Below are 16024 nucleotides of genomic sequence, written 5' to 3' on the forward strand. Positions count from 1 at the left end.
TAATCATGGGCAGTTTATTACAAAACACGATATTTGGCAATAATAAATATAAAGCAAATACTTTTATTGGAGGAGTTGCAACTACACTCAATACTCCAGCGTTAATTGCATCAAAGCTAGGTTTACCAATTGCAAGAATTAAATCTTTTACTATAGTTCAGGATGATATTCAATTTGCAGTTATTGGAGGCAGTTATACAATAGCTCCAAATGCATTTAGTAACCAAAATAGTTTAACTTATTTTAATGATGCTGCAGGATTAGTAAAACAAATTAATTCTCAAGCGTTCTTCAATTGTATTAATGCTGTTAACTACAATTTTCCAAATGTAGAAGTTATCATAGGAGATTTAACTGTTGCTGCTAAAGGTACATTCGCATTTAATACATCACTTACCACATTTTCTGCGCCAAGTTTAATTACCATAAAAAGTACTTATACATTTCATAACTGCACCTCATTAATAAATTTTCACGCTCCTTTATTGATAAATTTTGAATCAACGAGTTATACCTTTAATAGTTGTACAAAATTAACAACTTTAACAACTGGTATTCTTAACTCATTAGGACAAAGCGATTTTGCTAATTGCGTCAATTTGGCCTCGACTTTCGACCTTTCAAATTTATTATTAGTCCCTAATTACGCTTTTTTTAATTGCGAAAAAATACCAAGCTTTGGTATACTTAAATCAGCTGATACAATTGGAATAAGATCATTCTTCGGTTGTAAAAGTATTACATCGTTTTCTGCCCCTAGGGTTTCTTATATTAATCAATCAGCATTTCACAAGTGTTCAGGAGTTACTGAATATAATTTTCCTGAAGTAATAACTATAGAAGGTGATGGTTCAAATAATGGATTTGGAACATTTCAGGAAAATATAGCTATGACAAGCTTTATTGCACCTAAATTAACAACAATAACCAAAAGCTATACCTTTACAAATAATATTGCGTTAAGAACTTTTTATGCACCGCAGTTAGTAAATCTTACCGCAACAAATGCAACATTTAGTGGATGTACAGAATTAGCTAATTTAACAATAGGAAGCCTTAACTCTTTAGGGCAATATGACTTTGCTAACTGTATTAATCTAATATCATCATTTGATCTGTCAAAAGTATTATCAATCCCTAATTACGTTTTTTTAAACTGTCGAAAAATCCCAGATTTCGGAATACTTAAATTAACAAAATCGATAGGAATAAGAGCCTTTTCCGGATGCTGGTCTGTAACAAGTTTTATTACGCCAGAAGTCACTTATATCAATGAAGCAGCATTTTATGATTGTAAAAGAGTCATTGAATATGATTTTCCAAATGTAACAATCATTGAGGGGGAAAATTCAAATAATGGGTTTGGTACTTTTCAAGGAAATACATCCATGATCAGTTTTATTGCTCCCAAATTAACTACTATTACAAAAACTTACGCTTTTGCTAATAATAGTGCTTTAAAAACCTTCTATGCTCCATTATGTACTCAATTTGGAACACTAGATGGATATTCATATTGTTTTTATAACTGTAATAATTTATCTGACTTTACAGTTGGAGCGACTACATCTATTGGTATAAATGCGTTTACTAATTGCCAATCTATTACGTATATTGATTTAAGTTTAGTTACTAGTTTATATGACGGCGCTTTTGAAAACTGTGTTAAACTAATCAGTATTAATAATTTAAACAATGTTACTACTATCAAACAAAATGCTTTTAATAACTGCAAGTCATTAACAACTTTTTCAGGAAATCAAGTTAAATACATTGGAAGCAGAGCTTTTTTGAACTGCTCAAGTGTAACAAGTTATAACTTTCCTGAATTAGAGACAATAACAGGTGATATATCAACTAATGGATTTGGAACATTTAAAAGCAATACCATGCTTACTAGTTTTACAGCTCCAAAACTTACAAAAATAGAATATTGGGATGCTTTTTCTAACTGTACAAATATAGAGTCAATTTATTTACCTGTATTGATAACTTTAGGATCTACGACTGCTAATAACAATAATTTCTTTAACATAAAAAAAGGATGTACCATTACGGTCTCATCACTTTTGAAAACTGTAAATTCAGGCCAGCCAGATGGAGATTTAGTTTATGCTTCTACAACAAGAGAAGCAATCGTTAATTATATATAGTGATCTTCGATAATCATTGAAAATTGCTAAATCCATTATTACTTGATATTTTAAAAACTAAAAAACATCTGCGATTATTTTAAAAGTCGCAAGTGTTTTAATTTCATCGATCAAATTTCTTACATCAAAACCAATACTATCCAAAAAACAATTAAATTTGGAGACCTTAAATCACCAAATTTATTATGAATTCAAAAAGAAATTCTTACCTATCCGCCTTATTATTGATGTTGTTTTTTGCATCATTTTCCTATTCGCAAACCTCTGCAACGAAAAACGAAAACAAGTCAAAACTATTTGAAGAAGCTACTACAGACAGTGATTATTTAATATCTATTGAAAAAGCTGGCGATGTTTTGCAATCTGCTGCAAATGATGCCGAGTTTGAAGGAAACACTTTTCGCTTATTTGGGGAAATCAAAAGAACCGAAAGTAAACTTGATTTAATATTAGAAAGTTTAAAAGGCGCAAACCCGAATGTGAGAAACCAGCAAATGTACCGTATTGTTTTGAAAGAAATCGAACAAGAATTAAACGATCAAAACAATGCAATAAATCACCGCAATGCAAATCTGGAAAAAATAAAAAGTAAAATTCTTGATCTGCGAAAAGACAAAACGCTATTTACACTTATAAAAGATACTATTCGAAGAAAGCAATTTAAAACCGAATTAGCCAATCTCAAAAAAAGATATCTTAAAACAGACAGCCTGATGACCAAAAATCAGGGAATTTTGAACGACAAAAAAAGACTCACAGTTGAGCATAAAATTGCCGTTTCAAATGCATTAACAACCGTTGAAACAAAACTGGAAAAATCCGGAATCAGCATTCTTAAAAAAGAATATCCTTCCTTATGGAGCAGTGATACAAAAAAAGTGGTATCGCATAACATTAAGGCAAAAGTTATAATCGAAGAAAATGTTGCCGCTTATTATTTAAGTTATAAAGCCGGAGGGTTAATTACATTATGCTTTTTTATGGGACTTTTGGCGTGGTATATTTCACGTAATTTGAAATATTTAAAATCTAACGGTCATGCCGAAAATCTTTTGCTTTTTAATTTCAAATACTTAAACAGAGGTATTATTTTGCCAGTAATTGTAATAGGTTTAAACATTGCTATCGTTACAAATTTATATGCTCCTGCCCTATTTTTAGAACTGCTTCAATTAGGTTCTTTAGGAGTTTTGACTATTATATTTAAGAATGACTGGTCTGGAAAATCGATGCGAAACTGGCTGCTGCTTTTTGGATTATTTTTTGCGCTTTGTTTCCTGGATCTTTTTATAGAAGTTGGATTATTTCAGCGTTGTTCCTTTATCATTATCAATGCTTTAGGGATTCGTTACGGTTTGGTTCAGATTAAGAGTTTAAAAGATCAATTGTACATTAAAGGATTTTTTAAATGGGCAAGTATCATTTTTATTGGATTAAATGGATTATCAATCCTTTACAATCTTTTCGGAAGAGTTTCTCTTTCAAATATGTTGAGCTTAACTGCGTTTATTTCTCTAACTCAGATAGTTGCTTTAAGTGTTCTCTTAAAAATAATCTTGGAAATAATTCTTTTACAGATTTATACAACAAGAGTAAAACGCGGGATAGAAAAAATATTTGATTTCGAGAATTTATCCGATACATTAAAAAAACCATTTATAATTATAATAAGCTACATGTGGCTGGTTGTAATTGCTTCCAATCTAAATATTTGGGAATCTTTACGTTCTTCTATCGGAAATTTATTAAGTCGTCCAAATACAATCGGAAGCATCACTTTTACTTTAGGAAATATCGTCTTGTTTTTTATCATTGTCTGGGCAGCGCATTTATTACAAAATTATGTGGCTTACTTTTTTGGAGAAATTGAAGATGAAAACGAAGAAAACATCAACAAAAGACAACATTCTAAATTACTTATTACCAGACTCATTGTTTTAATTGTTGGGTATTTATTGGCCGTTGCTGCTTCCGGAATGCCTCTAGACAAACTGAGTATTCTTTTAGGAGCTTTAGGTGTCGGTGTTGGACTTGGATTGCAAAACGTGGTAAACAATTTTGTGTCAGGTATTATTTTAATTTTTGATAAACCGATTCAAATTGGAGATGTTATTGATATCAGTTCAGAATCTGGAAGAGTAAAATCTATGGGATTACGCACAACAAAAATCAATGCTCCAAATGGTGCAGAAATTATTATTCCGAATGGTAATTTATTATCTCAAAACATCACCAACTGGACGTATACAGATAATTTTAAACTAGTTGAAATTGCGATTGAAATTAGTGGAGACGCAGCTCCAGATGACATAAATGCAACTATCTTAAATTCTCTAGAAAGCATTGCATTGGTAAACAATACCAAAACACCTCAGATTTATTACAATTCAATTTCTGACGGAAAATTCAAAATACAAATTAAATTTTGGTGCAGCATTTACAGAACCGAAGAAACTATCAGTACTGCTAAACAGGTTTTGTTTAGTAGTTTTAAAGCTAAAGGATTGATTTTTTCGACTTAGAAATTTCAGCTTAATTATATATAATTCAAAGGGCAAAATCATTCAAGATTTTGCCCTTTTAGTTTTTGAAAATGAAATATTGAAAAAGAAAAATAGGGTTTCCCGAAAAGAAGAAAAAATACAAGGTTGACATCTGTAAGTTTTTATATCATTTTTCAAAATAAACTTAAAATTTATTATAACTAAAACCATAAAACACAAAACATAAAAACCAACAAATCAATACCTTATAAATATTTCAAAAAACAACGTTTTATATTTATTAAGTTCATAATAAATTGATTAATATTGTTAAAATTTTCCCAATAAACAAAATGAAAAAAATGCCTTTGTATACTGCAGGTTTCGCAGTGCTTTTAAGTATTATTGCAATCTATTTTGCAAAATCAAGTTCAGAATTAGTTTACGTAGATGTAAACAAATTAATTACCGGATATAGTAAAACAAAAGTAGCTAAAGCTGAGTTTGATAAAAAAGCAGCTTTAATGAAAGCCAATGTTGATTCTTTGATTAGTAATTGGCAAAATGAACTGAAAAACTACGAAAAAGAAAGAACTTCTTTATCTCCTAAAGAATTAAAACTAAAACAAGAATTGTTGTCTAATAAACAGCAGCAAATTAATGGTTACCAAGAAGCCATTCAGAAAAAAATTCAGGAAGAAGATAAAAAAGTAACTCAAACCGTAATCAACGATATTAACGATTATATCAAAGAATACGGAAAAGATCACAACTACAAAATTATATTTGGCGCCAGCGGCGGCGGAAACATCATGTATGCAGATGAATCTACTGACCTTACCGAAGAAGTATTAAAAGGCCTGAATGCTGAATATGACGAAAAATAAAATTTTAGCAATTCTTTTGTTATTATTCATTTCCTCTTGCAATCAATCATTTGATACGCAAGAGGAAATGAATGATTATATACAAGACGAAGATAATGGCTATCACTACAAAAAAACTATAGCCGGTGTTGATTATGTTTTGCAATACCGTCCCACTGACTTATTAGTAAAACAAGAACTAGGAGACAAAATAAACCCCGTCCAAATAGAGAAATTTAGACAGCAATACAATAAATATATGTATTTCAATCTCTCTATGTCAAAAAATAATCAGGAATTATTAAATGGCGTTGCACAGGATAAAGCAAAATTCGGACAAATGGTTAATGAGCTTGCTTTTGGAATGGAAGAAAAACTACATGTTTATACTCCCACAAAAGATACTCTTGACCTAGCCGACTTTATTTATCCCCGAATGTATGGTATGAGTAATTCTACATCTATTATGATCGTTTATCCTCGTGATGAAAAATACCTAAAACAAGACTACTTAAATTTTGTAATCGAAGATTTAGGTCTTGAAACCGGAGATGTTAAATTTAAACTCAATACCAAAGCGTTAAAAAACGAACCTCAATTAGCCTTTTAAAACCCAAACCATGACCAAATACCACAAGCGCCATCGCATTATTGCTACTTTTTTCTTGTTGATATTTTTTCCAACATTATTACCTAATAATTTATTTGCTTCTAATAATGGCCCAAAATCTCCCGAAGCAGCAAGTTTTGAACCAGTCGATGCTACAGATATGGTTAACTTGCTTACTGGTCAATACAGCTACGTTTTACCTTTATTAAATGTACCCAGCCCTGAGGGGGGGTATCCACTTACTTTATCCTATCATGCTGGTATAGCACTTGATCAAGAAGCTTCCTGGACAGGTTTAGGATGGAATGTTAATCCAGGAGCAATAGATAGAAATATTAATGGGTATCCTGACGATTACAGTACCAATGCAATAAATGAATATTTCTACGATTCGGGAGGGCAAGAAACAGCTTCAATGGTTTCGGTTTCCTACTCATATGCAGGCGCTTCAGTTGGAGTAGGTCTTAATTGGGGAAGCAATCAAGCTTTGGGGGGGTATGTTGGTGTTGGTGTAGGTTATCAAGTTGGCTCTGCAAAAATTGGAGTAAATGCTCAATCTGGAACGTCTGGCACCTCAGTAGGCATTGGAGTACAATTTGCTGGCGGATTAACTGTAGGAGCAGATTATTCTACAAATAGTGGTCTATCTGGAAAAGTAGGTTTTTCATCAAATGGAGCTGGGTTAAGCATATCAACATCTGGAACTGTTTCTGCATCAGTTACACAAGGAGGAGTTAGTACGGGAATAACCTTTTCTTCCTCAGGTGCACATGCAACAGTTCAAGGTGTAGGCGTTGGAATAAATACCTCTTTTAATAACACAATATCAATGGGGGACTATTCAAATTCTTCAAATGGATGGTTAGTTCCATTAGCTATACCTTTGTATGGTGGTGTATTTAGTCTATCATTTGGGCAACAAAAATTCACTTACTGGTTAAACAAAAATGTTAAAAATTATGTAACTGGTCCTTTAAAATTTCACCTAACTATGTTTAGAGTTTCTTGGTATGATCCAGCAACTGCATTAGAAGGAAGAGGATATACTGTAAGTGGTACAGAGTTTTTTGAAACAGCATTTCAAGCAAATGAATTTTTAACTGAATTTAGAGATCTACACCCTACTTATGTCTTTGACTCTAATAGTGTTAGCACAAATTATTATGACTACAAAGCAAAATTCTTTGATATTAATGAAATATCACTGGATCAAAACTCAATTACAACTCCATTAGAGGTTGAACGCAATAATATTACTTTGCCAAGTTATGATAGTTTTAATGTACAGGCACAAGGTTTGTCAGGAGGAATAAAGGCTACATTATATGAAAATGGAACATTATTTGGACTCTCTGACAAGGACAATGATAAAGGTTTTGCCTTAAAGTATTATAATAATTCGGTAACAGGAATTCCTGACTATGCAAAATTTAATGATAAACCATACTTTTATTTTGATAATGAGATTAGCACCTTTTTATCTGTAAATCCAGCATCTTATAATTTAAATTCTAGTAACGCAAATATTGAAAATCATTATTCTTCAAATGTTGAAGCTAATTCAAAACCTAGAAATAAAAATTCAAGTTTTATAGAGTATTACACAAATGGAGAAATCAAAAACTCTTATGGAGTTTTAAAAAGTCAAGGTTTTTTAAAACCTAATGTAAGTGGATTTGAAAGAGATTCTTTACCCTCAAATAGTGTTGGCGCATTTAAAATAACTTCTGCAGATGGAAAAACATACCATTATTCATTACCAGTATACAATCATGAAATAATAACACGAACATCAGGAGTAGTAGCTCAACGGCAAGATGAATCGCAATCTTATTTCGAAAAAAGACAATTCCAGCCATTTGCAACTCATTGGTTACTAACTGCTGTTACTGGTCCCGATTTTGTAGATAATGGTGATGGTATTGCTGGAGATGGAGACTTAGGTTATTGGACTAGTTTTGAATATGGTAAATGGACTGACGCATTTATTTGGAAAGCTCCATATAAAAAAGATTATATTAAAGATGGAATTAACCCTAATATAAAAACATGGATAAGAGGTCGCAAACAATTATACTATTTAGATAAAATAAAAACCAGAACCCATACAGCTCTTTTTATTAAAAGTGAAAGATCAGATGCTCCATCTGAAAACTGGACTTATAATTCTGTTAATCAAGGAGGGGTCGTTTCTTCTTCAGGCACAAGTGTATCAGATCCAGGTCCATACATTGGTCGAATGACTATACCATCTCAAAATCAACTTAAGTTAGACAAAATCATCTTACTAAAAAACAGTGATGATATTACAGACAAAACCAGTGGTGCAGATTCTAATTTAAGTGTTAATATAAATTATAATAAAAATTATCCTAGTCGAGGAAATCACCATACTATTTATGTACCAGAATATTCAGAAAACAAAAAAGCAGTTGCAAAATATAATATAAAAGATAATGTGCTTGACAATGGTGATAATTGGAAGGCGTGTATAGCAAAAGCTGTAAAAGTGATAGATTTAAATTATGACTATAGCTTAGTACCCGGAGATAATCGCCTAACATTAACGAGTGTAAATTTCAAAGGAAAATCAGGAGCTATAGTATTACCTCCATATAAATTTTATTATAATAATGAATCAACACAATTCAATATAGATAATAAAGATGGTTGGGGATATTTATTAAATAAACCTGAAGCTTTTTCATTAAATAAAATAATAACACCGCAGGGAGGAGCAATAAACATAAATTATGAAACTAACAACTATATTAGCTCTGTACCCCATGAATTAACTTTTAGTAGTCTTAACTCTACCTATTTTACTGCCGATTTTAATCTTAACCAAAGCGGTAGTACAATAACTACTACAATTGATACTGGCCAGAGTCAAAATTATTACCCTATTACTGTAGGTCAACAAGTAAATATTTTTTATAATAATATTACTTTAAATGCTTACGGTGATTACAAGGTTACTTATGATGGTGGAGGATACATATCTAGTAATCTAGGAAATGGAAAATACCAAGTTACTTTTAGTGGAACACCTGTTAGTAACGGTACTGCTGCTATAGGATATACTTTTATATCGCTAAGCGTTAATTTAAACTTTAATAATACCCCATTTTTAGGGGGTGGCGCTAGAGTAAAAAGTCTAAAAGTTTCTGATGGAATTGATAATTTTATTACTGATTACAAATATGGTCAAAATGAAAATGGAATAGGATATGTCAGCTATATACCTTATGCTCAAAATATTACCAGAGAAGCCCCATATAGTGCAGAATTGCCAGCTCCTAGAGTAATGTATGAATATGTTACTATGAGTACTCATAAAGAAGGTTTTGAATCTCTTGGCAAAATTCGATATAAATTTAATGTTATGAAAGCTAAAGATTTAGATAAAGTTAAGTATGGTGATTTTTATGAAATCTCAAAATCTGAAAATTCTTTAACTAATTCTCAAGGGATAGACGTGAATGTAAGTGCTTTTACTATAAAAGATAATTTAGCGTCTATAGGACGACTGTTAGAAGTAACAACATTTAATGGGCTAGGTCAACAAATAAATAAAATTACTAATAATTATTATAGTCCTTCTGATAATACGAACAATATTGGAGTAACTCAAGAATCTTATCAAACATATAAAACAGTAGATTATTTGACTAATACGAGCAGTATTAAAGATAAATGGATTATAAACTCATCAACAAGAATAAAATATCCAAATATTATAAAATCATCTACAGAACAGAATAATGGATATACCTATACAACAGAATTCTTAGATTATGATCTTATTTCTGGAGTAGCCAAAGAAACTAAATCATTTTCAAGCGATGGACAATCTTTAAAAACCAGAATTGTTCCTGCATATATAAAATACCCAGATATGGGATCTAAAGTTGATAACATTGATAATAAAAACATGTTGTCTCAAACAGCTGCAAATTATACTTACATCTGGTCTAAAGGAGATAATGATTGGAAAGAGACCGGAGTGGGTATAACAACATGGAATAACATTTGGAGCTATAAAGACATTGCTGGTACTTTAGTTAACGTTACTGCATCTTCTCCCGCATCAGAAAAAATTTGGAGAAAACATAAGTCCTATGTCTGGAATGGGGTTAAAGATTCTGATGGAATATTCCAAAATTATGATAGAGTTACTCAAAGCGGTGATGATAAGTTTGATTGGAATATTGGTGTAGGGTCTCAACTATCACAATGGAAACAAGTTTCTGAAGTTACTCTTTATGATCATTTTTCTTCTGTCTTAGAAATGAAAGATATAAACAGCAATTACTCTGCTACAAAAATGGGAGATAAAGATTCTAAAATTACATCTGTTGGAAATGCTCGATATGGTGAAATCTTTTATTCAGGTGCCGAAACTAATGATGGAAACTGGATTGATCCGGAAATTTCTGTCTCTAATACTTCTATGCTAAATCCTTCAATTTTTCATACAGGAAAACAATCAGTAGAAACAACATCAACATCAAAAATGACTGTTTCTATGAAAAATAACGAACACAGAGCTGGGAAATATAAACTATCAGTTTGGGTTGAAAAAAGCAATGCAGCTAAAGCAGCTGTAAAATTAAACAATACAATTGTCCCTCTTATTAGTGACAATATAATTGCTGGAAACTGGCAGCTTAAAACTGCTTATATACAACTCACATCGGCAGCTTCTACAATTGATCTTTGTTCATTAGATACGTCAAAAGTATATTTTGATGACCTTATGATCCGTCCAGTATTTTCTTCTATTAGTGGATATGTTTATAATGAATGGGATGAGCTTACATACATTATTGGAAATAATGGTTTAGCTACAAAATTTGAATATGATAGCGCGGGTAGATTAATTAAAACATCTGTTGAAGTTATAGATGATCCTGCAAATGGCATCACTACAGGGGGCTTCAAAGTTGTGAAAACAAACACATATAATAATAGATACTTAAATTAATCAATTATGAAAAAATACTTTTGCATATTGCTCTACATAATAGGATTCTTTAATTATACTATCATTTATTCACAAGGATCAAATAAATCTGCAGCTGTACAAAGTGTTGTGGATCCTGGTGAATGTCCTAATCCTGTACGTTGGTATTTCGATAATGATAATGACACATTTGGTGATCCAAATGATTATCAATTAGCTTGTGCAAAACCTCCTGGACAGTATGTTTCAAATGGAGATGATTGTGATGATAATAATGCGTTAGTTCATTCTACTATATGGTACTATGATGGTGATAAAGATGGTTTTGGAAGTGCAAGTAACCCTTTAAGCAGTTGCACTCAGCCTTCATCATCATATTATGTAGCAAATAATTTGGATTGTAATGATAGTGATGCCAGCATAAATCCTAATACCAAATGGTATCTAGATGTGAATGGAGATGGTGTTATTTCTAATATAAACTCAGTTCTTATTACCAGTTGTACAAAGCCAAATGGAAATTATTTACCTCTCTCAACTGATACTAATTCTCATTGGATACATAGCACTTCATATGACTTAAAAGGCCAAGTTATTGGTTCTGTAAAAGAGTTCTATAATGATCTAGGTCGAGCAGATGTAAGCTTATCTAAAGATTATGTTACCAATAAAATATGGGGTACAGAAACTGTTTACGATGATTTTGGAAGACCAGATAAAACATCCTTTATAGCTCCTTCTCCCTTGAGCAATTTTGGTAAATCTAATTTTTTTAAAACACAAGCCGAAATAAATGCAAGTAGTATATTAAAAATTCAAACAATAACAAGTACTATTACAACCAGTACAACAGTAAATGCGTTTGACGAAATTATTGCTTGGTCTGCAATTAGTAATGGATTAACTGTAAATTTTAACTCTAATGCTATCACTTTAAAACCTGGTTTTAGTGTGACCGCGAGTTCCGGAAGTAGTTTTAAAGCATCTATAGTTGCACTTTCTGATAATAGCCCTGCAACAAGTCTGGCAAATTATTATAGTGACAGTAATACTGATGAATTGTATCAGGCAACTGCAACTCATCCTTTTGAACAAACCAATTATGATTCCTTAAATCCTGGGAATGTTATTAATGTAGTAGGCGGAAACAGAATTAATGGAGAATGGAAAACCGGATATTCGTATACTGTTCCAGCTGCACAAGAAATGTATTACGTATATGGATCGGATTACTATGATGGAACAATTACTAATGGAAAAGAAGAAGTAATTACTAAATTCTATAAATCTGTAAATGTTGATGCAAATGGTAATGAAAATGTTGCATTTACTGATGGCGAAGGAAAACTATTGGCTTCTGCCCGTTCAGGAGGAACAGCTTCATATCCTGTCGTATCACTAATTGGAACACAGGGTTTTGTAGATGTACATATTCCTACTGGTATTACAAGTGGTCAAATAGCTTTAATAGGTTCTTCTTCTTTATATAAAGTCTATGATCTAAAAACTGGAGCCTTAACAACAACATTTACTGGTGGAAATGCCTACAGAGTACAAGCGGTTACAGCACCTATTTCAGACCCAAAAACGTATATAGCATCTGGGACGCCAACATACGATGCTGGTTCGTTAGGTATTACTTATAGAGTAAATTATTACGATTATGCCGTAAATGTATATAACAAAACAGGGCAATTAATCAAATCGATACAGCCAAATGGTTATGTAAGCAATACAACAGTAGTAGCAAGTCCAGCACACATGACTTCTACCAATTTTGTATCTACATATAAGTATAATACATTAGGACAGCTAATAGAAGCATCAAGTCCAGATGAAGGTATTAGCAAATTTGCTTATAGAAATGACGGACAAATACGTTATTCTCAAAGTGTACTTCAAAAAGATACGAAAGTTTCATATACTGATTATGATGATTTAGGAAGACCCAGAGAAAGTGGTGTAATTACTGGTAGTAATGGTTTATGGGCAACAGCTTCAGCAAGTCCTGACGGTGCTTTAATGACAGGAACACGCTCTGAACAAACTTTGACTATATATGATTATCCTGAAAATAATACAACATCTGTAGCCCTACCAACCACACCTACAAACCTAACTTTAGCAGGGGTATTAGCAACAGCAGGAATAAGCAGTACAAATTACACCCAAAACAATCTATCAGGAAATGTAGCTATTACTTATACCAAACCGGGAACGACAATTTCTGCCATTACATGGTATAGTTATGATTTGTACGGAAGAACAGAATGGATTGTACAATATAATGAAGGAATTGGCGCCAAAACAATTCATTATGAATACGACTATAAAGGCAATGTAAAAAAAGTTTTATTTCAAAAAGATAAAGCAACAGAATTATTTGTTCATCAATATAGCTACAACGCAAATGATGTATTAACAAAAGTTGAAACATCAACCAATAATTCGACTTTTACAACACATGCGGATTATAGTTATTATAAAACTGGCGAATTAAAAAGAGTTAACATTGCTCAGGGAGCTCAAGGATTAGATTATGTATACACTCTTGGCGGACAACTTAAAAGTATTAATCACCCAAGTTTAGAAGCTGCTAAAGACCCAGGTGGAGATGCCAATGATGTATTTGGATTAACACTTGACTATTACAACGGCGATTATTTACGTACTGGCCGAAATATTACATCCTCTCCTACGGCCGGAGCAGATTATAATGGAAATATAAAAGCGGCTCGCTGGGCAAATAAAGGAATCGCAAATGATTATTCTGGAGGAATAGCCAATCAAAAAGGGTATCTATACAACTACAACCGCAATAACTGGTTAACTGCAGCGACATTTGGAAACACAAATACTTCTACAGCTGTTATTACTCCTATTGCTGGTTTAGCAGAAGGCGGATTAACGTATGATGCCAATGGAAATATCCAGACTTTACAAAGAACAAATGATGCTGGTACAATTGTAGACAAACTAACTTATAACTATACCAATACAGGAACAAACCAATTAAATAGTATAACAGAAGGTGCAGCAGTTACAGCTGATGTTAATGATATAGAAAACCAATCATCAGGAAATTATGTTTATGATACAATTGGACAGTTAAAACAAAATGTTTCTGAAAATTTATATTACTTTTACAATACACAAGGATTAGTAACCGAAGTAAAAAAAGGGTCTAATACAATTGTTAAGTTCTTTTACAATGAGAGAGGGCATCGCATCAAAAAAGAAAGTTATAACACAACAACTTTTGTTTTACAAAACACTACTTACTACCAATTAAACTTATCAGGAAATACAATAGCAGTCTATAGCTTACCTAATGGGGGAAGTATAGTACAAGTTGAATTACCAATATACGGATTAGACCGTTTAGGGATTTATAAAAAAGCAAGCGGAATTTCTAGTTATGAAATCAAAGATCATTTAGGAAACGTAAGAGCTGTTATAGAAAAGGAAAGTGGTGTCCCTGCTATCAAATCATTTGCAGACTATTATCCTTTTGGAGAGTTGTTGCCATCTCGTAACTCATTGAATTATCGTTATGCTTTTCAAGGGCAGGAACTTGATTCAGAAACAGGAATGGAAGCTTTTCAACTGCGTCTTTGGGATGGAAGAATTGGAAGGTGGTTATCTACTGATCCATATGGGCAATATGCTTCACCTTATCTTGGAATGGGAAATAATCCAATTTCTGGAATTGATCCTGATGGTGGATGGTTTGATGATCCACCGGCCAAAGGAATTCCTTATTGGAGTGACAGTACAGGAGATTATTATTGGAATTCAGTCGTAAATGACTATGACCATTATGACCCAATAGTAAGTAATGATATATTAACGACTGGGGTGACTGATTACAGCACATTTAATAACAATTTTTTTGCAATCGGTGGTGCTACATTGGTAGGGTCTGAAATTGCTGGTACTGAAGGTCTTTCTATAGGCTTGTCTTCATCATTTTCTGCAGTAAGTATAGGAGTTGGAGCTGCATTCTTAGTGTCTAGTGATTCACGCCCTAAGGAAGATAAATATATTACTTTATATAGAGGAGTTTCAGCAAAGCATCCAGATTATTTTAATGCCATAAGAGGAATGGCATTTCCTGCTGCTTTAATGCCTATTGGACATAATTCACCATCAGCTCATAATAGTGGAGATAATAATAGTATTTTTACAAGCTGGACTATTTCGAGATCGGTTGCCAATTATCACGCTTCTAAGGATGCACCATTCAAAGGAGTTGTTTTGGTAAAAACATTTGAACTTTCTAAAACTGTCCCTAGCCCAGATATTTTTAATGAATTAGAAGTACTAATTCCAGGTGTAGTAAAGGATGCAAATGTAACCTTACCAAATAATCCCGGAAGTAGAAGTGCATTCTAAATAAAACTTAGTTTATGGATTTTGAAAAACTATTAAAAGGAAAAAAAGATCATTTCGCATATAATTGTTTATGGAAATTTCAAAATGAAAATATAATTTGTGAAGCTAATTATATTATTTTGCCAAAGGTTAAAACATTAAGTATATATAATGATAGATATGAAACTCAAAAAAATCTAAATAATAAAACAGTCTTTGGATATGAAATTTTATTAAAGAAATTAAAAAATGAGTATTCAACAAATTTTATTAAAATCATTTCGCTACAAACTAAAGAATGTTGTTATGTTCTTTTTATTGATGATAATGATATTTTAGTTTGTATTTTAAAATCGTTGAATAGTAACGTAAAAAAAATTCTCAAACTCATTGAGATGAATCCATCATATTATAAAAAAGATGATTATTTATTTTTCATGAAAGGCAAGCGTGTTTCTTTTGATTTTTTCTTACAAAAAAACAAATAAATAATTCCGTTATATTTTATAAATAGACACTAGATCTATAAAAATTAAAAAAAATCTTAGCTGGTGTAAACTCTAGCTAGCACA

The 16024-nt window shown here is 32.0% G+C and carries 7 protein-coding genes; all 7 read left to right on the top strand.

Translation table 11 applies throughout. From position 1 onward, the window contains the following. Window positions 1-5: 5 nt before the first annotated feature. Window positions 6-2153: a leucine-rich repeat domain-containing protein gene (locus BUC29_RS14880; RefSeq protein WP_073416958.1), complete on the top strand. Its 2148-nt coding sequence runs from the start codon at window positions 6-8 to the stop codon at window positions 2151-2153. Between the two features lie 185 nt (window positions 2154-2338). Continuing rightward, window positions 2339-4675, top strand: coding sequence for a mechanosensitive ion channel family protein (locus BUC29_RS14885; RefSeq protein ID WP_073416959.1), 2337 nt, complete (start codon window positions 2339-2341; stop codon window positions 4673-4675). Window positions 4676-4989: 314 nt separating this feature from the next. Next, window positions 4990-5523, top strand: a complete 534-nt coding sequence (locus BUC29_RS14890) for an OmpH/Skp family outer membrane protein (protein ID WP_073416960.1) — start codon at window positions 4990-4992, stop codon at window positions 5521-5523. Further along, the gene (locus BUC29_RS14895; protein ID WP_139260524.1) at window positions 5510-6112 is read left to right on the top strand and encodes a hypothetical protein; all 603 of its coding nucleotides are present in this window, start codon (window positions 5510-5512) and stop codon (window positions 6110-6112) included. The genes BUC29_RS14890 and BUC29_RS14895 overlap by 14 nt, the downstream gene beginning before the upstream one ends. Window positions 6113-6122: 10 nt before the next feature. Beyond that, entirely contained in the window at window positions 6123-11099 is a 4977-nt protein-coding gene (locus BUC29_RS14900; RefSeq protein ID WP_073416962.1) for a hypothetical protein, read from the top strand. Between the two features lie 6 nt (window positions 11100-11105). After that, window positions 11106-15473, top strand: coding sequence for an RHS repeat domain-containing protein (locus tag BUC29_RS14905; RefSeq protein WP_084538659.1), 4368 nt, complete (start codon window positions 11106-11108; stop codon window positions 15471-15473). 14 nt (window positions 15474-15487) lie between these two features. After that, window positions 15488-15940: a hypothetical protein gene (locus tag BUC29_RS14910; RefSeq protein ID WP_073416964.1), complete on the top strand. Its 453-nt coding sequence runs from the start codon at window positions 15488-15490 to the stop codon at window positions 15938-15940. Window positions 15941-16024 lie beyond the last annotated feature (84 nt).

Source organism: Flavobacterium defluvii, from assembly GCF_900129555.1.
In the GTDB taxonomy this organism is placed as follows: Bacteria; Bacteroidota; Bacteroidia; order Flavobacteriales; family Flavobacteriaceae; genus Flavobacterium; species Flavobacterium defluvii.